The sequence below is a fragment of the Paracoccus seriniphilus genome, from assembly GCF_028553745.1.
In the GTDB taxonomy this organism is placed as follows: domain Bacteria; phylum Pseudomonadota; class Alphaproteobacteria; order Rhodobacterales; family Rhodobacteraceae; genus Paracoccus; species Paracoccus seriniphilus.
This window is the reverse complement of record NZ_CP067129.1, coordinates 854,683-878,374: the sequence shown is the minus strand read 5'-3', so window position 1 is coordinate 878,374 and position 23,692 is coordinate 854,683. Positions and strand designations below refer to the sequence as shown.

Below are 23,692 nucleotides of genomic sequence, written 5' to 3'. Positions count from 1 at the left end.
GACATGATGCAGACGAACATGCTGATCAATGGCGAATTGGTGGCCGGGGAAGGTACCGCCCTGCCCGTCATCGACCCCGGCAGCGGCGAGGAACTGGCCCGCATCCGCGAAGCAAGTCCCGAACAGGTCGAGGCCGCCGTGCGCGCCGCACAAGAGGCATTCGAGACCTATTCCCGCACCACCCCCGCCGAGCGCGCGGCGCTGCTGTTGCGCATTGCCGATACGCTCGAGGCCCATCAGGACGAATTGGCCGGGCTGGAAAGCCTGGATGTCGGCAAGCCCTGGCCCTCGGCCCGCGATGACGAGATGCCGCTGACCATCGACACCTTCCGCTTCTTTGCCGGGGCCGCACGCACCATGAGCGGCTCGGCAGCGGGAGAATATGTGGCCGGTCACACCAGCATGATCCGACGCGATCCCGTCGGTCCGGTGGCAGCCATCGCACCATGGAATTATCCGCTGATGATGGCGGCATGGAAGCTGGCCGCGCCTCTGGCTGCGGGTTGCACGGTGGTGCTGAAACCCTCCGAAATCACGCCGTTGTCTACCCTGCGCGCCGCTGAGCTTCTGAACGAGATCCTGCCCAGAGGGGTTCTGAACGTGATCCACGGGCGCGGGGCAAGCATCGGCGATCAGCTGATCAACAGCCCGCAGATGGAGGCGATTACCGTCACCGGCAGCCCGGCCACCGGCATGGCCGCCATGCGCGCCGCCAGCCAGCAGATCCGCCATGTCCATCTGGAACTGGGCGGCAAGGCACCTGTCATCGTCTTCGATGACGCCGATCTGGATGCCGTGGCCGAAACCATCCGCCATGGCAGCTTTTTCAACGCCGGGCAGGATTGCGCCCAGCCCTGCCGGATCATGGTACAGGATGGCGTCTATGATCGGCTGGTTGCCGCGATCGAGGCACAGGTCAGCCAGATCCGCATCGGCGCGCAACGGGCCGAGGGCACGGAAATGGGACCGGTCGTATCGGCGGCGCAACGCGACCGCGTCGCTGCCTTTGTCGATCGCGCCCGCACCAGTTGCGAGGTCGTCACCGGCGGCACCATGGGCGAAGGCAGCGGCTTCTTCTATCAGCCGACGGTTCTGGCCAATGTCGACAATGATGCCGAGATCGCCACGCAAGAGGTCTTTGGCCCGGTCGTGACCCTGTCGCGCTTTCGCGATACGGATGAGGCTCTGCGGGTCGCCAATACCGGACGTTACGGGCTGGCATCCTCGGTCTGGACCGCCAATGTCGGGCGGGCGATGGATGTGACCTCTCGCCTGCGCTATGGCTTTACATGGGTGAACACCCATGGCGTCGGCACCCCGGAAATGCCCTGGGCGGCAATGAAGGGCTCGGGCACCGGTTGCGACATGAGCGTCTATGCCCTGGATGCCTATAGCTCGATCCGGCATGTGATGGTGTCCCATGGCTGATAGTGCAATCGTCACCGGCGGCAGCCGCGGTATCGGCCGTGCCATCGTCATGCGCCTGCGGGCCGAAGGCTATCATGTCACCACCTGCGGCCGCGGGCCGCGCCCCGAAGATCTGCCCGAGGATGTCCTGTGGGTCACCGCCGATGTGTCACGCACGGCAGATGCCACGGCGCTGCTCGGGGCGGCCAACGCGCGGTTCGGCCAGGTCTCTGTGCTGGTCAACAATGCCGGCGTGCAGGTCGAAAAGACCGTTGCCGACAGCGATGACGCCGATTGGGATCTGGTGATGAACGTCAATTGCAAGGGCGTCTTCAACATGTGCCGCGCGGTGCTGCCACAAATGACCCGCGATGGCGGCAATATCGTCAATATCGGATCGATCTCGGGTATGGTCGCCGATCCTTCGATGGCGCTCTACAATGCTTCCAAGGCCTTCGTGCATGGGCTGACACGTTCGATCGCGGTCGATCATGGCCCCAATGTGCGCTGCAATGCCATACGACCGGGCTGGATCATGACCGAGATGGCCACCGATGGTTTTGCGCTGGCCAATGACCCCGAGAAGGCCATGGCCGATGCCCTGGCCCGTCATCCGGTCGGGCGCTTCGGCAAGCCCGAAGATATTGCCAATATGGTCGCCTGGCTGGCGTCGGATCAGTCGGCCTATGTGACCGGCGAATGTTTCACGGTCGATGGTGGCATGACGGCTGCCTCGCCCCTCAATCCGGGATTGTTCTGATGGAATATGCACAAACGGCATGCCTTGGCGGCGGCGTCATCGGGGCCAGTTGGGCCGCATTGTTTCTGGCCTCGGGCCGCTCGGTTGCAATGTTCGACCCTGACCCGCAGGTCGAAAAACATGTTCGCGACTATATCCGGACCGCATGGCCGACAATGACGGAACTGGGGTTGACCGAACATGGCAACCCCGACGCGATCCGCTTTTGCACGACCGCCGCACAGGCCGTCGAAGGCGCAGATTTCATTCAGGAAAACGTTCCAGAGCGCCTGCCGATCAAACATGCCACCTTTGCCGAGATCGAACCCGCGCTGAAACCCGGGGCAATCATCGCCAGCTCTGCCTCGGGGCTGACCCTGTCGCAGATGCAGGGCGGCTGGTCCGATCCGGCGCGCTTCGTGTTGGGCCATCCCTTCAACCCGCCGCATCTGATCCCGCTTGTCGAGGTTCTGGGCAATGACCGCACCGATCCGGCAGCACTTTCGGGCGCCGAAAACTTCTATACCGCAATCGGCAAGGTGACGATCCGCCTGCACAAGGAAAAGAACGGCCATGTGGCGAACCGCCTGCAGGCAGCGATCTGGCGCGAGGCGATCTCGCTTGTCGTCGAAGGCGTTGCCAGCGTCGAGGATGTCGACAAGGCCGTCTGGGCCGGGCCGGGCCTGCGGTGGGCCGCAATGGGGCCGACCATGCTGTTCAACCTGGGCGCGGGCGAAGGCGGGCTGAAAGCCTTTTGCGACCATTTCGCGGACACCTTCAACGGCTGGTGGGACGATCTGGGTCAGGTGCGCCTGAATGACGAGGTCGCAGGCATTCTGATCGAAGGGGTCAATGAGGAAGCGCACGGAGAAAATCACGCCGAGCTTTCGGCAAGGCGTGACGCGCTGATCACGGCGATGCAAAAGGCCATGGCGGGGCTGCGCTGACCGATGGCCAAGGATATCGTTGTCATTGGCGCCGGTCAGGCCGGATTCTCGGTCTGCGCGGAATTGCGCAACCTGGGACATGACGGCACGATCACCCTGATCGGTGAAGAACCCGTTCCGCCCTATCAGCGCCCGCCCCTGTCCAAGGCCTATCTGCTGGGCGAAATGGAGCTTGAACGGCTGCTGCTGCGCCCGCGAAGCTTTTACGAGGACCAGCAGATCACCCTGCGTCTGGGGCAGCCGGTCCTGTCAATCGACCGGACCGCGCGTCAGGTGATCCTGTCGCCCGAAGAAGCCCTGCCCTATGATCAGCTTGTGCTGGCCACCGGCGCGCGTCCGGTCACGCTGCCGGCTGAAATCGGCGGTGATCTGCAACATGTTCTGCCGATGCGTTCCCTTGCGGATGCCGACAGGCTGGCAGGGCTGGTTGAGCCCGGCATGACGGCGCTGGTCGTGGGCGGTGGCTATATCGGGCTGGAGGCCGCCGCCGTGCTGACCAAATCCGGGCTGAGCGTCACGCTTGTCGAGGCCGCCGGACGGATTTTGTCGCGCGTCGCCTCTTGTGCGACCTCGGACTATTTTCGCGACCTGCATCGCACCCATGGCGTGGATCTGCGCGAATCGGTGCAGTTGGAGCGCCTGACCGGTCAGAACGGCGCGGTGAGCGGGGCCATCCTGTCGGACGGTTCTACGCTGCAGGTCGATCTGGTCGTCATCGGCATCGGCATCCGGCCCAATCAGGATCTGGCCGCAGAGGCCGGGTTGCAGATCGAGAACGGCATCAAGGTGGATGAATACTGCCGCAGTTCGGACCCGGACATTCTGGCCGTCGGGGATTGCGCCTCTTTTCCGTGGAACGGAACCCGGATTCGCCTGGAAAGCGTCGGAAATGCCATTGATCAGGGGCGCGCCGCCGCCGCGACGATCATGGGTCAGGCCAGCCCCTATCAGGCCAAACCGTGGTTCTGGTCGGATCAATATGACAGCAAATTGCAGATCGTCGGGCTGTCATCAGGCCATGACGATGTGGTGCGGCGCCCGGGGGACAATGGCGCGCTGTCGCTGTGGTATTATCGCGGGGAGGAGCTGATCGCCGTTGATGCGATGAACGATCCGCGCGGCTACATGGTCGCCAAACGGCTGATCGAATCCGGTCAGTCCCCCGCCAAGGACGCCGTTGCCAATCCGCAAATGCCGCTGAAGTCCCTGCTGCAGCGTTGATACCACGCCCGAAATGCGAAAGCGCGCCTCGAGGTCATGTGACCGAGGCGCGCCTTGCGAACAGGATCTGTTCAAAAAATGGTGGGTGATAAGAGATTTGAACTCCTGACATCTTCGATGTGAACGAAGCGCTCTACCACTGAGCTAATCACCCGGTGGAAGGGCTTTTAGCCTTGCTCAAACCATGACGCAAGAGGGTTTCGCAGCAACAATGCAGCAAAGCCGCAATCATCTGCCGGCACGTCTGCGCAGGCGCAACGTGATCACATCGCCGCCGCGTTGATCCTTTTCCAGATTGACGCGTCCCCGCCCCAGAGGCGGCACGGCCAGAGTCTGCCCTGCGGACAAGGCCTGGCCAAGCTGTTCCAGGGTTGCCTCGATGATCGGCCGGGCCTCGGATTTCTTGGCGCCGGTCGCCGCAACGACCGCATCAATGAAATCACGTTTATGGACCACGCGCGCAGGCTGAGGGTCGGACGACACCTGCCCCGCATCGTCCGCCGTTGCATATCTTGTCGCCCGCTGCTTCTGCATGGCTCTTCGCCCTTCGCATAACTGAAATACTTAGTTCAGATTGGCGGCGAATTTACCCTAGGTCAACACAATTCGGTTTAAGTGCATGAAATGCAAAGGCCGGGCCGGTGTAAACCGGCCCGGCCAATCGCGGGTCAAGAAGGTGATTACGCGGCCATCAATGCGCGATGGCACCCTCGCCCTTGCCGCCGTCCGAACGTCCGGCCATGCGCGCGGCCTCGGCAGCTTCTTCGGCAGCCTCATCCCATTCGACAGGTTCGGGCATGCGCACCAGGGCGTGATGCAGGACCTCGCGGACATTGCTGACCGGAATGATGTTCAGCCCGGTTTTCACATTGTCCGGAATCTCGGCCAGGTCCTTTTCATTGTCGGCAGGGATCAGCACTGTCTTGATACCGCCGCGCAGAGCCGCCAGCAGCTTTTCCTTCAGCCCGCCGATGGCCAGAACATTGCCGCGCAGCGTGACTTCTCCGGTCATTGCCACGTCCTTGCAGACCGGGATTCCGGTCATCACCGAAACGACCGAGGTCACCATCCCGACACCGGCCGAGGGGCCGTCCTTGGGCGTGGCCCCTTCGGGGACGTGAACGTGAATGTCACGCTTGTCGAACTCGGGCGGTTTGACACCGATCTCGGGCGCGATCGAACGCACGAAGCTGGAAGCGGCGTCGATGGATTCCTTCATCACATCGCCCAACTTGCCTGTGGTCTTCATCCGTCCCTTGCCGGGCAGGCGCAGCGCCTCGATCTGCAGCAGGTCGCCGCCAACCGAGGTCCATGCCAGGCCGGTCACGACGCCGACCTGATCCTCTTTCTCGGCCAGACCATAACGGAAACGACGTACACCCAGATATTCCTCGGCCTTTTCGGGCGTCACTTCGACGGATTTGGTCTTGTTCTTGAGGATCTCGGTCACGGCCTTCCGCGCCAGCTTGGCGATTTCACGCTCCAGCGACCGCACGCCCGCTTCGCGGGTGTAGTAGCGGATCACATGGGTCAGCGCCTCATCAGTGATCGAGAACTCGCCCTTGCGCAATCCGTTCGCCTTGATCTGCTTGGTCAGCAGGTGCTGGCGCGCGATTTCACGCTTTTCGTCCTCGGTATAGCCCGACAGCGGAATGATCTCCATCCGGTCAAGCAGAGGTCCGGGCATGTTGTAGCTGTTGGCCGTGGTCACGAACATGACGTTGGACAGATCGTATTCCACCTCGAGATAGTGGTCCACGAAGGTCGAATTCTGTTCGGGATCCAGAACCTCCAGCATGGCCGAAGCCGGATCACCCCGGAAATCCTGACCCATCTTGTCGATCTCATCCAGCAGGATCAGCGGGTTGGTCGTCTTGGCCTTTTTCAGCGCCTGGATGATCTTGCCCGGCATCGAGCCGATATAGGTCCGGCGGTGGCCGCGGATCTCGGATTCATCGCGCACGCCACCCAGGCTGATGCGGATGAATTCGCGCCCCGTGGCCTTGGCCAGCGAACGTCCAAGCGAGGTCTTGCCCACACCCGGAGGACCGACCAGCGAGAGGATCGGGCCTTTCAGCTTCTGGCTGCGTGCCTGCACGGCCAGATACTCGATGATGCGTTCCTTGACCTTTTCCAGCCCATAGTGATCGGCATCCAGAACCTGCTCGGCCCGGGCCAGATCCTTGCGGGTGCGCGATTTCACGCCCCATGGCAGGGCCAGCAACCAATCCAGATAGTTCCGGCTGACGGTCGCCTCGGCCGACATCGGAGACATGGATTTCAGCTTCTTCAGCTCTGCCTCGGCCTTTTCGCGGGCCTCCTTGCTGAACTTGGTCTTGGCGATCTTCTCTTCCAGTTCGGCGATTTCGTTCTGACCTTCATCGCCGTCGCCCAGTTCCTTCTGAATGGCCTTCATCTGCTCATTCAGATAGTACTCACGCTGGGTCTTCTCCATCTGCGTCTTGACGCGGGACTTGATCTTCTTCTCGACCTGCAGAACCGACATCTCGCCCTGCATCAGGGCATAGACCTTCTCCAGACGTTCGGTCACGTCCAGCGTATCCAGCAGATCCTGTTTCTTGTCCAGGTCCACGCCCATGTGACCGGCGACCAGATCGGCAAGCTTGCCGGGTTCACGGGCCTCCGAGACGGCCGTCACGACCTCTTCGGGGATATTCTTGCGGACCTTGACATAACGCTCGAATTCCTCGGCGACAGCACGCACCAGCGCGGTCTCGGTCGCTTCGTCGCCGCTGACCTCGGGCATCAGCGCGGCGTCGGCCTCGAAATAATCATCATTGGGCACGAAACCGGTGATCTCGACGCGGTCATGGCCTTCGACCAGCACCTTGACGGTGCCATCGGGCAATTTCAGCAACTGCAGGACATTCGCCAGAACGCCGGTGCGATAGATCCCGTCCTCATCGGGTTCATCGACCGAGGCATCCTTTTGCGCGGTCAGAAGAATCGGGCTGTCCGATTCCATCACGGCTTCCAATGCGCGCACGGATTTGTCACGGCCGACGAAGAGCGGAACGATCATATGCGGAAAGACAACAATGTCCCGCAATGGCAGCACCGGATAGGTCTGAGTAGACTGTTCGTTCATGATTTTCATTCCTTTCCTGCCCGAAACCGTGGCCCCGTCGATGGCGACGCACGGCCCCTGCGTTGGATCAATTTAGGTTCGCGGGTCGCGACGTTCAATACAACGTCAAGAATACCATATTTTTTGCCCTGCCTCCCAACACCCACCAATGCATGTGCCAGCCCGGACAGGAAATGCCTAACGCGGGATCACGATTTCGGCCCGCAAGCCCCCAAGGCGCGCACCGCGGCCCAGCCGCAACTGCCCCCCATGCCCGCGCGCCACATCGGCAGCGATGGCCAGCCCAAGCCCCGCGCCCTGCCCGCTGTTATGGCTGCGCGAAGGGTCCAGCCGCGTGAAGGGGCGCATGGCGGCATCCATGCTTTCGGCGGCGATGCCGGGGCCGTCATCCTCGACGCTGATACGCAGACTGCGCGGACCGAGAGCGGCCTCGACCTCGGCACGCGTCCCGTAGCGGACGGCATTGCCGACCAGATTCTCGACCGCGCGGCGCAGCATGTCGGGCCGAAACACCGCCGCGCCCTCCTTGTCGCCTTCCAGCCGCAGCAGGGTGACATCCTGCCCCGCGCGCTGCGCATCATCGACAATCGCCTGCAGGAACCCCGCAACCGGCGTCGATTCGGGCGCTGTTTCCCGCGCATCGTCACGGGAATAGTCCAGAAATGTATCCACCATCCGATTCATTTCCGAAATGTCGCTTTCCATCGCCGAGATATCTTCCTCATCGGGCGGCATGTCCGGCGACAGCATCGACAGGCCCAACCGCAAACGGGTCAGCGGCGTGCGCAGATCATGGCTGACGCCCGACATCATCAGCTTGCGCTGCTCGTTCTGGCGCTCCAGCCGGTTGCGCATGTCCAGAAATGCTGTGCCCGCGCTGCGGATCTCCGAGGCTCCGCCGGGACGATAGGGCACATAGCGCCCCTTGCCATATTCCTCGGCGGCACGGGCAAGACGATGGATGGGCCGCAACTGGTTGCGCAGAAAGATCGTCGCGATCCCCGTCATCAGCAATGAGGTCGCGATCATCAGGACCAGCAACTGATGCGGGTTCGAGGCACTGACACGCTTGCGGTCGAATGTCAGCGAAAACGGGCCGAAGCGCCCGTCGACCACCATGGCCACGCGCTTGTCGTCTCCGGCCAGATCTATCGACAGGACATCCGGCACGATGCGACGCAGTTCCTCGATCACCACCCGCCCCGAGAAATCATAGAACAGCCGGGCATCACCGGTGCGGGGCGTGGCAGGAAATTCCAGGGTCAGTTCCAGCGGCACCGCAACTGAACGCGCCGACAGCAGGGCAAGCGCGGCATTCTCGCCGTGGTTCATCCGTTGCGAGACAAAGCCGATCTCGCGCGCCATGTTCGACGTCATCTGCCGCGTCACCCCCTCGAAATGGCGCTGCAGGAACATGACGCTGACAACCAGGGTCACCACCACGACCGGCAGAAACAGGATCAGCGCCGCACGTCCGTAAAGTCCGCGGGGCAATATCGATTTCAGAAAACTCGTCTCGGGCAGGTTGGACATGGAAACCCTTTAATTGAGCCGCTAGGCTAATGCCATGAACATCCCGGTGAAAGAGCCGCGCTGCATTCTGGCGCCAAATCCCTCGCCCCTGACCGGGCCGGGGACAAATACCTTTCTGATCGGCAACGAACATATCGCGGTCATCGACCCCGGACCCGATGATGCCAGCCACCGCGAGGCCATCCTTGCCGCGGCGCAGGGCAAGATCACGCATATTTTCGTGACCCACGCCCATCTGGATCATTCGGGCGGTGCGACTGCGCTGGCCCGCGAAACCGGCGCGCCGGTCCTGGCCTATGGCGATGCGCTGGCAGGCCGTTCGGCGACAATGCGAAAGCTGGCTGACCAGGGGGTGGCCGGAAACGAGGGCCTTGATCTGCAATTCGCCCCGGACATCACCTTGTCGGATGGCCAAAGCGTCGAAACCCCGGAATGGACTCTGACGCCCCTGCATACGCCCGGGCACAGCGCGGGACATCTCAGCTTTCTGTGGCGCGACACCCTGTTTTGCGGCGATATCGTCATGGGCTGGTCCTCGACCCTGATTTCCCCCCCGGATGGCGATCTGGCCGAGTATTTCCGGTCGCTGGAAAAGATCGAATCGCTTGGCGCGCACCGCCTTTGCCCCGCCCATGGCGATGCAATCTCTGCTCCCGCAAACCGAATCGCCGAACTTGTCCGGCACCGTCGTGCGCGCACATCGCAGATCATGGCAGCGCTGCGTCAATCCCCCGATACCGCCGAGGGAATCGCAAGGCGGATCTATGACGTTCCGCCGGCCCTGCTGGGTGCCGCATCGCGCAATGTGCTCGCCCATCTTGTGGCCCTGTCCGATCTTGGAGCCGTGAAATCCGAAGGCGAAATCCTGTCGCAGGCAGAATTTTCAATTTTGTGAAAAAATTCTGTCAAAGCCTCTGGACGCCCCCGAAACCCGTTGCTATATCGCCCTCGTGTTCCGGCGTAGCTCAGCGGTAGAGCAGTTGACTGTTAATCAATTGGTCGTAGGTTCGATCCCTACCGCCGGAGCCAAAATCACCTAACTGGTTGATTTCATTGGTTGAGCCCGACAAGAGTCGGAGCTACGCATGCACGTGCACTAACCGGTACACGGATCCCGACTCCCAGATGCCCTGGAACCCGTTTTCGGAGGCTGCCCCATGGCCGGAGTCGCACACACCCCCCACACCTCGAAAAACGCCCCTCAGGCTTCTTCTTCCGGCGTCGTCTGCCGACGGCCTAGCTCGAGATATCGAACCCTCGTCAAAGTCCTGCCCTCTGCCTTTCCCTGCGAACCGACGTCCTCTCCGAAGCGAAGATCCTCGTCGCGCGCCTGACGGCGCTCACCGACGCAGCCTTCGCGCTGACGACGGAGAGACCTGTGGATCATCTGAAGCCCGAGCACGTTGCATTGCTGACCGAAATGGCGCGTTTCCAGATCGCCGCACACGAAGCTCTGCGCGCCTGCGCCGAACCTCGCTCCGAAGCGGCGGCAAGTTATGCCGTGCAGACGGAGCGTGCAACTCAGGACATGTTGCGCCGGGCGCTCGCGCTCGGCGATCGGTCCCCCGCAGTCGAGCCGCTGCGCGAGATGGCGCAGCGCTTGGGTATAACGCTTGACGAAAACAGTGCAGACTGGCGCGCACTCGCCTTCCAAGGGCTGCGCGTCATGCTCGACGTGTCGCGGGAGCGAGAGCGCCGGGAATTCGGGCACCACGACGAACCGACACCAATTTTCCGATCGGTCATGGCGAGCCGTTCTGCCTCTCCGGTTGCCGCCGTGCCCGGCCTTGTGGCCCAACCGCCGGCACTGGCCCCAATCGTCCCGGCAGCAGCCGCACCGACCGTGTTTCCCGTGGCCGTGCCGACAATGCCGACTACAACCACGTCGGCCGAACCACAGATGGCCTGTCCCGTTCAGAACCGTGTCGTGGAAACTCCCGCCAAAACCGGACCTTCCGAAATCGTTCGCAAACCGACTGCATCGGCGGATGAGGAAACCGAAATCTCTCGCTCGAACCTCGCACCCCAAGATGACGACACCGCATTCCGGATCAAGCTGCGACCGCCGTTGCTCATGAACATTGACATGCGGGATCTCTCGCCTGAAACGCAGGAAGTCCTTCAAACCAAGCCCCGGGGTATTACGCTCCTCGAGGGCATCAAGTTGATGAAAGAGCTCAAGCTTGCCGGATACGGCGACGATTTCTCAATGGAACAGACCGGCGACGCGGCAGCCGGCAAGAAATGGAAATCCAACAGCGGCAGCAAGGCGAACGTGGCCGAAAAATTCTGGGTGGAATTCATCGGGAACGTCCCATTCGAAGAGGCCGATCAGGACGATATTCGGGACGCCCTGAAAATCCTTCCCGAGCTGCCCTATCAACATTCAAAGGGCAAAGACAAGTTCGTGGCCAAGAATGGATTCCGAGCCCTGATCGAGGATCTCAACGCCGAGGAGGAGCGCGCAGAAAAAGACGCCCTGAAGGCGCTTGGGAATGGGCCAGAGGTGACCGAAGCTGATCGGGAAAAAGCCCGCCTGGACGCCCATATTCCCCGCCTTCGCGCGGAGACCCGCGCCAAGCACCGCGGCTACATCAAATCTGTCGGAAAAATGCTCTACGATCTGCAGTTGATTGATCGAAATCCGTTCGAAATCTGCAGCGTGCCCAATAAACTCAAGGATAAATGGAAGAAGAACGAACAAAAACGCAAAAGGGTTTGTTGGGATGATCGCATCTATACGTTTTTGGGCTCACCTGCCTTCCAAGGCCCCTTCGAAGATCCCGGGGAACCTTTCTATTGGATTCCTCTGCTGGCCAGGCTCATGGGAATGCGCGAAGAAGAGGCCTGCCAACTGGGCCCCGACGACTTCGGCTCCGACACGGGCATTTCATATGTTGATGTGAAGGTTCTCGATGCCAACAATGTCAAGACCATCGACTCCCAACGGCGTATTCCGGTCCATCCGACACTCATCGAACTTGGCCTGCTCAAACTCGTGGAACTGCGCCGCAAGCAAGGCACTCATCGCCTGTTCGTCAATCTGACGCGCGGAAAGTCCAAAGGAACCTTCTCCGAGAATTATACCAAGAAATTCAACTATTACCGAAAAAAGAACGGCGTATACTGGGAGGGGTACGATCTCCATGCGATGCGGACCTCGTTCAACTCCGATTTGATGAACCACGACAAATCCGACGCGATCCGCTGCCTGCTTATGGGGCACGATCCTGTCGACGAGGGGGCCAAGTCTTACTCGCAAGGTCTGAAGCTGGCGACGCTCTACGAACGGATCTGCGACGTGGAACTGGACGTGAGCATGATCGCTCGGCCGTTCGACAACAGAGAGAGCATCGGTTTTCAGGGCAAAGTCGTCGACTTCCGGAGCGCAGCACGCTGATATGAACTGTGCCGGGACAGGAAGCCTTGCGGCGCGAACTCCTTGAAAAGGAATGCGCAGACAACCTGGCCAGGATGGCGATGCCAGATGTCACACGACATGAGAATCAATTGCTGGACGACATCTTCCGCAGGAAAATCCTTGATGCACTGTCCAAGGCCAGTATCGGCCTCCCCGATATAGTCGGTCCGATTTCCGACTCATAGCAACTGTGGAAAGGCCCAAGCAAGCGCTGGGGCCTTCTTCGTCGTTTCCTGATTTTTTGACGAGGCCCGGCGTTCATGCGTGCAAGCCGCATGGCTCTCCCCCCAAAAAACTTCACCGCAAGAATCCGCTCTCTGCCGTTTCCGCCGGAAAGCCGGTCGACCGATTTCCTGATCACAACACGAGCAGCAATGGAGGTCAGGAATGTTTGCTCGTATCATGTCCTATGTCGGCAGGAATGACGCCAAAACGTCGAAGCCGGACTTTTCAGTGCCGTCCGAGGAGAAGGCGCCTCCGCAACAGGACCCCACGCCACTCCCGCATGCAGAGCCGCCGAAAACTGGTTACCCGCTCGACTGCCTAACACCAAAACTTCGCAGAGCGGCCGAGGCGATCATGAGCAAGACCCAGCGCCCAACCGCTCTGGCTGCGCAGTCGGTCCTGTCCGTGGCCTCGCTTGTTGCAGGGAGTCGGGCGAAGATCCAAACCCTCGGGTCGCCCTCGAACGCAACGGCCGCCTTCGTGACCATTGCGCTATCGGGCGAGCGCAAGAGTGCCGCCGACAAGATCGCGAGGACGGGTATCGACCGGGTCGTAATGCGCCTTCGGAAGGAACATGAAGTCGCGATGGCGCGTCACAGGTCGGATATGGCAAGCCTTGAATGTGGATAGGAAAAGCCTTCGGCTCCTGTCTGTCCGAGCTTCCTCGTGACGGAAGCCACGGTCGAAGGCGCCTTCAAGATGGTGGCGTCCGGATGCGGGTTTCTGGGCTGGTTCACCGACGAAGCGGCGGCCAAGCGCTTTCATGACGAAGTCGAGGCAGTCCTCACGGCCACGCTTGCGGATTCGACCGAGCGGTTCCTGTCCCTGTCGGAGGAGGCCCTCGCTACCTGCATCAAGTTTCATGACAACATCGAAGCCGAACTCGGCCGGGGCGGTTGGGCTGCCGATATCTCGGGATTCGCTTCGAAGGCCTCGGAACATGCATGTCGGCTCGCCGCGATCATGACGCTCTTCGAAGACCGCGACGCCGAGACGGTCTCCGGCGACGTCATGAAAGCAGCATGCGAGTTGGTCAAATACTATCTGGGCCAATACAAGTTTCTGTGCATCGCCGCGACGAACGAAACCGAAATGGCACAGGCCCAGACCCTTCTGGACTGGCTCCGCAAGAACCTGAAGCCCGGCGACGGGTTCGCGACCGACCGGATCCTGCAGTATGGCCCCGTTCAAGCCAGGCGTGCGAAGGCCCTCGATCGGATGCTGGGTATCCTGAAGCAACATGGATGGATCCACGAGCTTCCCGCCGGCACGAAGATTGACGGGAAGAAGCGGCGCAAGGCTTACAGGCTCAGCCCGAAAGCATGACCCCGAAGATGATGGCCGGCACACTCCGCCGGCCATCGGAAACAATCCCCGAGTGCATTTAAGGCCGTGGTTCACCGCCCCAACAGGAGCTTCTCGGTGTGAACCGGCGTGCAATTTTGACCCCGTAGAGGGGTGATCGGCGTCCAAAAATGACCCCCTTACACTGATGTGGATGATGCCCCCGAGGTCATCGGGGAGCACAGTGTGGGATGTTGGTCGTGGAGACGATAGCGAAGATCCGGCGGGCGTATTTTCAGGACAAGAAGTCGATCAAGCAGATCTGCCGTGAACTGCGGGTGTCGCGGAACACGGTGCGCAAGGTGATCCGATCAGGTGCAACGGAGCTCACCTACGAGCGAACCATTCAGCCGTTGCCGAAGATCGGACCTTGGAAAGACTTGCTCGACGAGATGCTGTCGGTGAACGCGCGGAAGCCCAAGCGCGAGCGACTGACCCGCATCCGCATCTTCGAGGAACTCCGGGCCCGAGGATATGATGGCGGCTATGATGCGGTCCGGCGATACGCGGCAACCTGGTCCAAGGAGGAGGTGGTGGCATCCGCCGCGGCCTATGTGCCGCTGAGCTTCGATCCGGGGGAAGCCTACCAGTTCGACTGGAGCCATGAGATCGTAGTGATCGATGGCGCGACGACCACAGTGAAGGTGGCACATGTCCGCCTGTGTCACAGCCGGATGCTGTTCGTGCGTGCCTATCCCCGCGAGACGCAGGAGATGGTCTTCGACGCCCATGACAAGGCGTTCGCCTTCTTCGGGGGCACCTGCACACGGGGCATCTACGACAACATGAAGACCGCGGTCGACACGATCTTCGTCGGCCGCGACCGCGCCTACAACCGCCGGTTCCAGCAGATGTGCAGCCATTACCTCGTCGATCCCGTCGCTTGCACCCCGGCATCCGGCTGGGAGAAGGGACAGGTCGAGAACCAGGTCGGCGTTGTCCGGCGGCGGTTCTTCGTGCCTCGGCCGAAGTTCAAGAGCTACGCCGAACTCAACGCCTGGCTCGAGGATCGCTGTGTTGCCTGGGCCAAAGCCAACCCGCACCAGGAGCTTCGGGATCGAACGATCTGGGAGGTATTCCAGGACGAGCGCACGAGTCTTGTCCCCTACGTCGGTCCGTTCGACGGCTTCCATGCCGTGCCAGCCTCGGTCTCGAAGACCTGTCTCGTCCGGTTCGACAAGAACCGCTACTCCGTGAACGGCCGGGCCGTTGGCCGACCTGTCGAGATCCGTGCCTATGCCGAGCGGGTCGAGTTCTGGCAGGACGGCAAGATCGTGGGGCAGCACGCCCGAGCCTTCGGGCGCGACAAGGCCATCTACGACCCGTTGCACTACATTCCGGTTCTGGCTCGCAAGCCCGGCGCCCTCCGGAATGGGGCCCCCTTCAAGGGCTGGGACCTGCCGCCGGCGATCAGGCGCGTGCAGCGCAAGCTTGGCAAGGTGCCGAACGGCGACCGGCAGATGGTCCAGATCCTGAGCATGATCCCGATCGATGGGCTGGATGCGGTGGATGCTGCCTGTGCCGAGGCCCTGAGCGAAGGGGTCCCTGCGGCCTCGGTCGTCATCAACATCCTTGCACGGCATCGGGAGCCGCCACCGCCACTGACCATCGATACGCCGGCCGCGTTGCGACTGACCTGCGAGCCCGTCGCCGATTGCAAACGCTACGACAGTCTCAGGAGACCCAACCATGGAAAGATCACAAGTGCTGGACGCGATGAGCCAGCTGAAGCTTTACGGCATGAAGGCCGCCTACGATGAGATCATCACCACGGCGGTGAAGCGCCAGCACGAGCCGCAACAGATCGTCGGCGACCTGCTGAATGCCGAGATCAGCGAGAAGCAGGCGCGCTCGATCAAATATCAGATGACGATCGCCAAGTTGCCGCTGGCGAAAGAGGTCGACGAGTTCAGCTTCGAGGAAACGCCGGTCAACGAGACGCTGGTACGCGATCTGGCCGCCGGAGAGTTCCTCGAACAGCAGCGCAATGTCGTCCTCATCGGCGGCACCGGGACTGGTAAATCGCACCTGGCCGTCAGCATCGCCCGGGCCTGCATCCGGCGCGGCAAGCGGGGGCGCTTCTTCAATGTCGTAGACCTGGTAAACAAGCTCGATGCCGAAGCCCGTGCCGATCGACAGGGGCGCACGGCAGACCTGCTCTGCCGCCTCGACTTCCTGATCCTCGATGAGCTCGGCTATCTCCCCTTCGCGCAGACCGGCGGCCAGCTACTGTTCCATCTCATCAGCCGCCTCTACGAACGCACCTCGATCATCGTGACGACCAATCTCGACTTCGGGGAATGGCCTTCGGTCTTTGGCGACGCGAAGATGACCACGGCGCTGCTCGACCGGCTGACCCATCACTGCGACATCGTCGAAACCGGCAACGAGAGCTGGCGCTTCAAGACCCGAGAATGACCGACGGCCACGCTGGCCCGATACGGCTGCGCTGTATGGGGGCTACACCGCATCGGGCCAGCTACCCGTGCGCTCCATGGGGGTCATTTTTGAACGCCGATAGGGGGTCAAGATTGCCTGCCGATTGACACCGATGGAAGTGCGGGCGGTCGAAATCACCACCAGCAATGTCGGCGACGCGCCCATGTTGCCGGAGTTACTCGAGCAAATCCCGCCAAACCAAGCCATCGGTAGCGTCACGGCTGACGGGGCCTACGACACTCGAAATTGCCACGACGCGATTGCCACCCGCTATGCCCACGCCGTCATCCCGCCGCGCAAGAACGCCAAACCATGGAAACCCACAAGCGCCGGAGCTGTCGCCCGCAACGAGGCAGTCAATGCATCGCGATACCTCGGCCGCGCCATCTGGCGAAAATGGAGCGGATACCACCGCCGAAGCCGCGTCGAGAGCAAGATGAACTGCATCAAGCTTCTCGGCCAATCCCTGATGTCGAGAGACTTCAACCGGCAGGTCGCCGAAATCCAGATCCGCGTCGCGGTGCTCAACCGCTACACCGCTCTCGGCATACCCGTCACGGTGCCCGTAGGATAGGTCTGTCCGGGGAAAGGGAAAGTCAGGTCGCAATCCGATTTGTGCAACAAAGCCGCGAAAGACCGCACTGGTGTGCATAGAATCGGTCTTTGGTGCTCCCCCTCACGGATCGAGGCGGTACAGAACGGGCCGCAACTTTGAGAAGTTCTACCTGCTTTTCCGGGGGCAGTTGAGCAATTTCAGAGGCTTTCTCTATATTGGTCATTCATTTTTTCTTTGGGCATGTGTCTTGACAGGTTCTCACCGTGTCAAAAGGAATATTGGTCCTTGTCGAACTTCGCCAAAATGCAATGAGCCATGAGAGACGGTTTTTTCCTGATCATCGGACGAGCATGCTCTGGTGAATCGTCCCACTACTTGCTGCGCTTGCCAAGAGCATCGCCTCGGTATTCAACTGTTGGGGTAATCAGTCGGCTATGGCCGGATCGTAGCGGGCATGACGGTGTCACCGGCGAGAGAGTTTGAGGACAAGGCATTTGAGAGAAAATGATTTCAGGGACTGGCTGAGCAGGCGTGGCCATGAGGAACGGACAATCGGCGCGCGCATTAGCAATATTCGAAGAATCGAGCAGTTCATCGGTGATCTCGACGAGGCCCTGGAGCGGTCTTCGGAAGACGGACTGCTTGCACAATTTGCCTACCGCACCGAAGACGAGCGTCAGCAGCGGAGCAATCCGTCACCAGTCCCGATCGATGGTGATCTTCGCACGGGTCTCGCTACTCTGCGGCAGGCAATCGGACTATATGATGCTTTCCGGAAGGACAAACATGCAGTGCCTGACATGAAGACCCATAAGGAATGGGTCGACAAGTTGACAAAGGAAGAAATTCTGAGCGTCATGGATGACTGCGATGCCGAAGGGGTCGAGGATTTCTTGCGCCGTGTCGGCTTTTCAAAACCCCAACAATGGACGACACGACCGAACAACGAGACCGCTCTGTATCCGTCCAAGGCAACCGTAGCCGCCGCGATTGCCAAGTTGCCCGACGGGCCATCACTAAACGCCAGCCAATATTTCAATGGGGCCGGAGAAGCAGAATCGCGCGCGAAGTTACGCGAACTCGGGTTTGAGATCGTCGACAAGAGAAACGAAAGTACAGCATCCAATTTTTCGCGTCGCGATGTCGAGATAGCAATGGTGGCATTCGACGAATACGAGAACACCGGGAAACACTCCCAAATATTCGACGCCTTTGGAGAGCCAAGCAGCTATTGGGTGCGTTCGACCTCACACACGGCAAAGCGCCCTTACCCAACAAAACCGATTGTTGGCTATTTATTGGATAAAACTGAATTTAACGGTGGATGGTCCCCGGGGGCTGCGGCCGCTCGGTTACACAACGCTGGCTATATCATAGTCGATTCCGAAGGTCGACCCAGCAACGCGCCAGAGCAGAGCCATCTGAAGAGCGGGGCTGATCGCATCCGAGCCTGCGCGAGCAATTACTTCATTGAACCGGCGCGCGATGCCGGAGAAGTAGAGGTCACGGTTCATGTCAGTGATCTGGCAAAGCTCATGGGCCTGACAAACGTTTTCCCGAACATCTGCCAGGCCCTGGGAGGATCCAAGTTTCTGGACATGATCGGAGCCACCAAACCCGACATCAGCGGTCCCAATCCAAGTAGCACAACGACATTCACCTATCGACTATCTCGAAGCGATGCATTGGCAGGATCCGTACCCGGAGTTTCAGACGATATGCCTCCAACCAATCTTATACTTTATGGCCCACCGGGCACGGGCAAGACCTTTGCCACCGCGGCCGAGGCATTGCGTATGTGCGGCGAACCCGTGCCCGACGACCGCGCCGAGTTGATGGCTTCCTATAATCGACTGCGCAACGAAAAGCGGGTCGAGTTCGTTACCTTCCATCAATCCTTATCCTACGAGGACTTTATCGAGGGGCGCCAGCCCGTCACGGATGGCGCTGACGGTGTGGGCACTGGGTTCCGTCTGGAGCCTGTGCCCGGTATTTTCCGACGTATCGCGGAGCGAGCAGAAAGCGGCTTTGCGGTTCAAACGGGCGACGATGCCTTTTCGCTTTCAGGGCGGCAGATCTTCAAAATGTCGATCGCGCGCGCCGACATCGCAGCCGAAGAATATCTGTTCGAAGAGGCCGTATCCGAAGGACACACCTTACTTGGATGGGAGGACATCGACTTCAGTGACGAGCGTTTCTCTGATGTTGATGAAATTCTGAAGGCTTGCCGCAAATATGGAAAGCGCGAAGGTGAAGTGACTGCGCAATCAGGTCAGGTGGCACTCTTGAATGCCTTTCGCAATCAGATGCAGATTGGAGATGTCGTTGTCGTGAGTAAAGGCAACGGGTATTTTCGGGCCATAGGCGAGGTTACAGGCAGCTACGAGTATCTACAGCGCGACAGCCGCATCTATTGTCACCGACGTGCCGTTAGATGGCTCTGGGTGGATCGCGGTGGTGTCCCGGTGAGCGAGATCTACGACAGCAATTTTACCATGCGATCAATCTACAGGCTTGATCCCACGCGCATCGACCAGGCTTCGATTGAGCGCTTGGTAAACCGTGACAGCGATCACGGGCAGAGCGAAACCCAACCCTTTGTGCTGATCATCGACGAGATCAACCGGGCCAATATCTCCAAAGTTTTCGGCGAATTGATTACGCTCATCGAACCCGACAAACGATTAGGAATGTCCAACGCGCTGACGGCGCGCCTGCCCTATTCCGGCGAGGAATTCGGGGTGCCGGCCAATCTGCATATCTTGGGTACTATGAACACAGCCGACCGCTCGATCGCGCTCCTCGACACAGCTCTACGTCGACGATTCGAATTCCGAGAAATGCTGCCCCAACCGGAGGCGCTGAGAGATGCGGCCCGGGAAAGCGGCCTCGACCTGCCGCGGATCCTGACCGCGCTCAACGAACGGATCGAGTATCTCTACGACCGCGAGCACCAGATCGGGCATGCTTATTTCATTAACTGCGCCAACCGGGACCAAGTCGACGACGTGATGCGCCACAAGGTCATCCCGCTACTTGCCGAATATTTTTTCGAGGACTGGGGTAAGGTGGCCGCCGTTCTCGGAGATGCTTCTCCGGACGAGCGGACGTTGCGAGGAGGCTTCATGATCCGGGACGTTCTGAACGTTCCGCGGGGGATGGAGGATAGCTACGGCGCTCCTCGATATCGTTGGTCACTGCGCGAGGACGCATTTGACTACGCCGGGCTCGGCGGCGAATGATACAGCGAAGCCTTCGAGAGTGGGAAACGATTGCATATGGCGAAGATGCGGCGAGCATACCTGAAGCTCACGCCGCGCGGCTCATCGAGGTCGCCGGCCGTTCTCCCTTCGCCGGACGCGGTGGAGAGGGCGTGCTGGAGTATCGCCGAAAGCATCTTCGCGCGCGCGGTGTTGTCGGCGTAATCGCGTCTCCCGGTTGCCAGCTTGAGATTCTACCCAAGATCGAGGCTATCGGCGAAGCTAATGCGACTGACGAAGCCCTCCGTCGCCGTCTCGTCCACATGCTCGCGGTTGCACGGGACATCCGCATCGATGCCCGGAACTCCGCCAACCTTGGCTGGCAGCGGGACACACTTCTCGAGATCCTGATCCGCCTGTTCTGCCGCAAGATGATCGAGGCCGTACGACAGGGGATTCCGCGGCGCTACATCGCGCATGAAGACGACCTTCCGGCCTTGCGCGGTCGGCTCGACGTGACGCGGCAATTCTCCACGCTGGCAGCGCAACCCCAGACGCTCGCCTGCCGATATGACGAGCTCTCTCCCAACATCGCCCTCAATCAGATAATGAAGGCCACCATCTCCCGGATCGCCTGTCTGGCGACGGCCGCCGACAATCAACGCAGCCTGCGGGAGTTGTCTTTCGCCTATTCCGACATCGCCGCCGTACCGCCCGCCGCTCTCCGGTGGGATTTGATCATCCTTGACCGCACCAATCAGCGTTGGCACGAGCTCCTTTCACTCGCCCGGCTACTCCTCGGAGAACGATACCAGACGACGAGTGTCGGCTCTACCGACGGGCAAGCCTTGCTATTCGAGATGAGCACACTCTTCGAGGCATATGTCGCGCGGCTACTGCAGCGCGCCCTGGCAGGTACGGCATTTCGGGTGACCACCCAAGGCGGCCACCGGGACTGTCTGTACGAGGATGGAACCGGTCGCTTCCGAACGCGCCCAGACATCCTGATCCGGGACGCAAACGGGATTGCGATGGTCGTGGACACGAAATGGAAGCGCATAACGCCCAGGATCGACGACCCGAAACAGGGGGTGAGCCAAGCTGACGTGTATCAACTCATGGCCTATTCCCGGATCTACGAATGCGACAGGGTCATGCTGCTTTACCCCCACCATCACGAGTTGTCAGCGGACCCACTCTGCAGGTCATATGACATCGTGTCGCCTAACGGAGCGGACCGTCTCATCGTCTCGACTGTCGACGTTTCGGCCAGCCACTCATCCGTTGCCGGCGCTTTGGCATCGCTCGTGTCGAGGTCGCTGTCACCAAGGAATGCTGCGGTCATTTGATACCGCAAGTTAGCTTGCCCAGCCCGTCGAGCCGCGACGTGACGCGGACGTCGGGTCTGTTCAATATCGGGCATGTAAGGATTGACTTTTGGTGCTTGAATTGATGCCCGCAGTACGCCAAGCTTCCGGGCACATCTTGGAGTCCGTCTGAAACCGGTGCACGGTAGTGTCGGAAAATCCTTTGAAATCAAGAGGACTTGGCTGCGCGGAGAGCCCCCTACCGCCGGAGCCAAAATCACCTAACTGGTTGATTTCATTGGTTGAGCCCCGACAAGAGTCGGAGCCACGCGTGCACGTGCACAAATTGGTGCACAAACGCGTGCACGAACCGGTACACGGATCCCGACTCCAAGATGCCCTGGAACCCGTTTTCGGAGGCAGCCCCATGGCCGGAGTCGCACATACCCCCTACCTCGAAAAACGCCCCTCCGGGTATTTCTTCCGACGGCGTCTGCCGACGGCATGGCTCGAGATATCGAACCCTGGTCAAAGTTCTGCCCTCTGTCTTTCCCTGCGAACCGAAGTCCTCTCCGAAGCGAAGATCCTCGTCGCGCGCCTGACGGCGCTCACCGACGCAGCCTTCGCGCTGACGACGGAGAGACCTGTGGATCATCTGAAGCCCGAGCACGTTGCATTGCTGACCGAAATGGCGCGTTTCCAGATCGCCGCACACGAATCTCTGCGGGCCTGCGCCGGGCGCTCGCGCTCGGCGATCGACCCCCCGTCGTGGAACCTTTTCACGAAATGGCGCAGCGCTTGGGCGTGACGCTTGACGAAAACTGGACCTGCTTCACTTTTGTTCCGGTTTTCTGCGAGCAATGCTCGCCATAGAGGAGACCGGACATGGTCCCCAAACACAGTGACGATTTCAAACGCGAAGCGGTTCGGATCGCGACAAGCAACGGGCTGACGCGTCGGATCTGGGGGTCGGCCTTTCGACCTTGTGTAAATGGATAGGTCAGTTCTCGGACGATCCTTCTCCCGCGCCCCGGGATTCTGAGCTTCGGCGCGAGAACGAACGCCAACGCAAAGAAAACCGCATTCTTCGGGAGGAGAGGGAGGTGTCGAAAAACCGTTCCGGGCCGCAGCCCGCCTGTGCGCGGTAGCAACACAGGCCTGATGCTTCCAATAGAGGCTGACAGGGGGCAGGCGGGTGAAGGGACTGAGGGAGATCGTTTTGATCCATGATCTGAAGAAACAGGGTCTCAGCATTTCCGCGATCGCGCGGAAAGTTGGCTGTGTCTGCAAGACCGTGTGCAGGCATTTGGAACGCGGCCTCGAAGCGCCGGTCTATGGCGCACGGACACCACGGGACCGCATCATCGAACCTTGTGAGCGTTACCTGCAGGAGCGTGTTCAGGCTTTCCCGGATCTGAGCGGCGCACGGCAGCTGCGCAAAGTCCGCCCGGCCAAACAAACTCAATTTGAGCGGCGGTTTGAAACCCTGCCGGGCAAACAGACCCAGGTCGATTTTGCCGAATTCACCGTGGAGTTCAGTGATGATCCCGGTGTTGTCCGCAAGGTCTGGCTGATCTCGATGGTGCTCGGACAGCCGGACGACATGCGGCGCCCAATGAACCTCGCATTCTCCCTGACATACCTCAGTTCACGGATGCGGGCGAATCAGCGCAATCAAGGCCAATTTGGTCAGGAATCTGATATGAAATCAGTCACATCTGACAGATGAATGAAAAATGGCGGACCCGGAGCGATTCGAACGCCCGACCCCCAGATTCGTAGTCTGGTGCTCTATCCAGCTGAGCTACGGGTCCGTCTTGAGGCGATCATCTACCTATCTGTTTCGGGGGGTGCAAGGGCTTTCCATCAAAAAAATGTCGCAATCGTAAAAAACTTTGAGATGCTTGAAACCCGAGTTGGTCGAGCATGCCGACAAGGCCTGTGTCAGTTGCATCCAGAACGTGAAACCTCCCCTCCTTCGGGACGGCATCCAGATTCTGAACCCCGGGAAACCGGGGCCGGCCTATTCGTGAAGGATATCCATTATCGCACCTGAACCTCATCATCGGGTTGAACAATGCCGAGATTCGGCAAGGAAGAGACCAGGAAAAAGCTTCGGCAAGCCATTGTCGCCGAAGCGGGCGTAGAGGATATCTCCTCGGCAAATGTGGCAAGCATCGTCAGGCGGGCCAAGGCTTCGGACGGAACGGTCCATGTCCATCTCGCACATATGGAAGACAGGTC

General features: G+C 60.3%; 17 protein-coding genes, 3 tRNA genes and 2 pseudogenes. 17 read left to right on the top strand and 5 right to left on the bottom strand.

What is annotated here, in order from left to right; genetic code table 11:
- Positions 1-3 precede the first annotated feature (3 nt).
- From JHW44_RS04315 to JHW44_RS04300, 4 genes are read left to right on the top strand one after another with little or no spacing between them, the layout of a single operon-like run.
- Positions 4-1,428 carry a gamma-aminobutyraldehyde dehydrogenase gene (locus tag JHW44_RS04315; RefSeq protein WP_336385714.1) on the top strand — a complete coding sequence of 475 codons (1,425 nt, stop codon included), beginning with the start codon at positions 4-6 and terminating at the stop codon, positions 1,426-1,428.
- Positions 1,421-2,167 carry an SDR family NAD(P)-dependent oxidoreductase gene (locus tag JHW44_RS04310; RefSeq protein WP_089343248.1) on the top strand — a complete coding sequence of 249 codons (747 nt, stop codon included), beginning with the start codon at positions 1,421-1,423 and terminating at the stop codon, positions 2,165-2,167. The genes JHW44_RS04315 and JHW44_RS04310 overlap by 8 nt, the downstream gene beginning before the upstream one ends.
- The gene (locus JHW44_RS04305; RefSeq protein ID WP_089343249.1) at positions 2,167-3,093 is read left to right on the top strand and encodes a 3-hydroxyacyl-CoA dehydrogenase NAD-binding domain-containing protein; all 927 of its coding nucleotides are present in this window, start codon (positions 2,167-2,169) and stop codon (positions 3,091-3,093) included. Before JHW44_RS04310 ends, JHW44_RS04305 begins: the two co-directional genes overlap by 1 nt.
- A 3-nt stretch (positions 3,094-3,096) precedes the next feature.
- Positions 3,097-4,314, top strand: a complete 1,218-nt coding sequence (locus JHW44_RS04300) for an NAD(P)/FAD-dependent oxidoreductase (protein WP_089343250.1) — start codon at positions 3,097-3,099, stop codon at positions 4,312-4,314.
- A 79-nt stretch (positions 4,315-4,393) separates the two neighbouring features.
- Here the strand turns inward: JHW44_RS04300 and JHW44_RS04295 are convergent.
- From JHW44_RS04295 to JHW44_RS04280, 4 genes are all read right to left on the bottom strand, one after another.
- Positions 4,394-4,468: transfer RNA gene (locus JHW44_RS04295), tRNA-Val, on the bottom strand.
- Positions 4,469-4,542: 74 nt separating this feature from the next.
- Positions 4,543-4,848 (bottom strand): HU family DNA-binding protein, encoded by a 306-nt coding sequence (locus JHW44_RS04290; protein ID WP_089343251.1) that lies wholly within the window; start codon positions 4,846-4,848, stop codon positions 4,543-4,545.
- A gap of 157 nt (positions 4,849-5,005) precedes the next feature.
- A complete protein-coding gene (gene lon, locus JHW44_RS04285) occupies positions 5,006-7,423 on the bottom strand; it encodes an endopeptidase La (RefSeq protein ID WP_089343316.1) in 2,418 nt (805 codons plus the stop codon).
- A gap of 177 nt (positions 7,424-7,600) precedes the next feature.
- A complete protein-coding gene (locus tag JHW44_RS04280) occupies positions 7,601-8,956 on the bottom strand; it encodes an ATP-binding protein (protein ID WP_089343252.1) in 1,356 nt (451 codons plus the stop codon).
- Positions 8,957-8,990: 34 nt separating this feature from the next.
- On the opposite strand from JHW44_RS04280, the gene JHW44_RS04275 reads away from it, so the two are divergent.
- The 13 genes and pseudogenes from JHW44_RS04275 to JHW44_RS04215 all read left to right on the top strand — a co-directional run bounded on the left by JHW44_RS04275 (position 8,991) and on the right by JHW44_RS04215 (position 23,177).
- On the top strand, positions 8,991-9,851 hold the full coding sequence (locus JHW44_RS04275) for an MBL fold metallo-hydrolase (protein ID WP_089343253.1): 861 nt from the start codon (positions 8,991-8,993) through the stop codon (positions 9,849-9,851).
- A 59-nt stretch (positions 9,852-9,910) separates the two neighbouring features.
- Positions 9,911-9,985, top strand: a tRNA-Asn gene (locus tag JHW44_RS04270).
- A 349-nt stretch (positions 9,986-10,334) separates the two neighbouring features.
- Positions 10,335-12,356, top strand: coding sequence for a site-specific integrase (locus JHW44_RS04265; RefSeq protein ID WP_089343254.1), 2,022 nt, complete (start codon positions 10,335-10,337; stop codon positions 12,354-12,356).
- A gap of 408 nt (positions 12,357-12,764) precedes the next feature.
- Positions 12,765-13,232 carry a DUF3987 domain-containing protein gene (locus JHW44_RS04260; protein ID WP_089343256.1) on the top strand — a complete coding sequence of 156 codons (468 nt, stop codon included), beginning with the start codon at positions 12,765-12,767 and terminating at the stop codon, positions 13,230-13,232.
- Positions 13,233-13,268: 36 nt separating this feature from the next.
- Complete coding sequence (locus JHW44_RS04255) at positions 13,269-13,928, top strand: DUF3987 domain-containing protein (RefSeq protein ID WP_089343257.1); 660 nt, start codon at positions 13,269-13,271, stop codon at positions 13,926-13,928.
- 209 nt (positions 13,929-14,137) lie between these two features.
- Positions 14,138-15,706: an IS21 family transposase gene (gene istA / locus JHW44_RS04250; RefSeq protein WP_089346207.1), complete on the top strand. Its 1,569-nt coding sequence runs from the start codon at positions 14,138-14,140 to the stop codon at positions 15,704-15,706.
- Entirely contained in the window at positions 15,636-16,364 is a 729-nt protein-coding gene (gene istB / locus JHW44_RS04245) for an IS21-like element ISPkr1 family helper ATPase IstB (RefSeq protein ID WP_028031292.1), read from the top strand. The genes istA and istB overlap by 71 nt, the downstream gene beginning before the upstream one ends.
- Before the next feature lie 133 nt (positions 16,365-16,497).
- A pseudogene (locus JHW44_RS04240) lies at positions 16,498-16,959 on the top strand (IS5 family transposase); the annotation flags it as partial.
- A gap of 476 nt (positions 16,960-17,435) precedes the next feature.
- Positions 17,436-20,183 (top strand): AAA family ATPase, encoded by a 2,748-nt coding sequence (locus JHW44_RS04235; protein ID WP_218822584.1) that lies wholly within the window; start codon positions 17,436-17,438, stop codon positions 20,181-20,183.
- Positions 20,180-21,490, top strand: a complete 1,311-nt coding sequence (locus tag JHW44_RS04230; protein WP_089345000.1) for an McrC family protein — start codon at positions 20,180-20,182, stop codon at positions 21,488-21,490. The genes JHW44_RS04235 and JHW44_RS04230 overlap by 4 nt, the downstream gene beginning before the upstream one ends.
- 385 nt (positions 21,491-21,875) lie before the next feature.
- Positions 21,876-22,256 carry a DUF6538 domain-containing protein gene (locus tag JHW44_RS04225; RefSeq protein WP_089344999.1) on the top strand — a complete coding sequence of 127 codons (381 nt, stop codon included), beginning with the start codon at positions 21,876-21,878 and terminating at the stop codon, positions 22,254-22,256.
- Positions 22,257-22,333: 77 nt separating this feature from the next.
- Positions 22,334-22,569 (top strand): annotated as a pseudogene (locus JHW44_RS04220) (transposase); the annotation flags it as partial.
- Positions 22,570-22,667: 98 nt separating this feature from the next.
- The gene (locus JHW44_RS04215) at positions 22,668-23,177 is read left to right on the top strand and encodes a transposase (protein ID WP_179217750.1); all 510 of its coding nucleotides are present in this window, start codon (positions 22,668-22,670) and stop codon (positions 23,175-23,177) included.
- Positions 23,178-23,185: 8 nt separating this feature from the next.
- Here the strand turns inward: JHW44_RS04215 and JHW44_RS04210 are convergent.
- Positions 23,186-23,262: transfer RNA gene (locus JHW44_RS04210), tRNA-Arg, on the bottom strand.
- Positions 23,263-23,692: the final 430 nt, after the last annotated feature.

Coding starts and splice junctions, on each gene's coding strand:
- JHW44_RS04275 (WP_089343253.1), top strand. CDS start 8,991: ATGAACATCCCGGTGAAAGAGCCGCGCTGCATTCTGGCGCCAAATCCC.
- JHW44_RS04305 (WP_089343249.1), top strand. CDS start 2,167: ATGGAATATGCACAAACGGCATGCCTTGGCGGCGGCGTCATCGGGGCC.
- JHW44_RS04260 (WP_089343256.1), top strand. CDS start 12,765: ATGTTTGCTCGTATCATGTCCTATGTCGGCAGGAATGACGCCAAAACG.
- JHW44_RS04315 (WP_336385714.1), top strand. CDS start 4: ATGATGCAGACGAACATGCTGATCAATGGCGAATTGGTGGCCGGGGAA.
- JHW44_RS04280 (WP_089343252.1), bottom strand. CDS start 8,956: ATGTCCAACCTGCCCGAGACGAGTTTTCTGAAATCGATATTGCCCCGC.
- JHW44_RS04225 (WP_089344999.1), top strand. CDS start 21,876: ATGGCCGGAGTCGCACATACCCCCTACCTCGAAAAACGCCCCTCCGGG.
- lon (WP_089343316.1), bottom strand. CDS start 7,423: ATGAACGAACAGTCTACTCAGACCTATCCGGTGCTGCCATTGCGGGAC.
- JHW44_RS04310 (WP_089343248.1), top strand. CDS start 1,421: ATGGCTGATAGTGCAATCGTCACCGGCGGCAGCCGCGGTATCGGCCGT.
- istA (WP_089346207.1), top strand. CDS start 14,138: ATGTTGGTCGTGGAGACGATAGCGAAGATCCGGCGGGCGTATTTTCAG.
- istB (WP_028031292.1), top strand. CDS start 15,636: ATGGAAAGATCACAAGTGCTGGACGCGATGAGCCAGCTGAAGCTTTAC.
- JHW44_RS04300 (WP_089343250.1), top strand. CDS start 3,097: ATGGCCAAGGATATCGTTGTCATTGGCGCCGGTCAGGCCGGATTCTCG.
- JHW44_RS04230 (WP_089345000.1), top strand. CDS start 20,180: ATGATACAGCGAAGCCTTCGAGAGTGGGAAACGATTGCATATGGCGAA.
- JHW44_RS04290 (WP_089343251.1), bottom strand. CDS start 4,848: ATGCAGAAGCAGCGGGCGACAAGATATGCAACGGCGGACGATGCGGGG.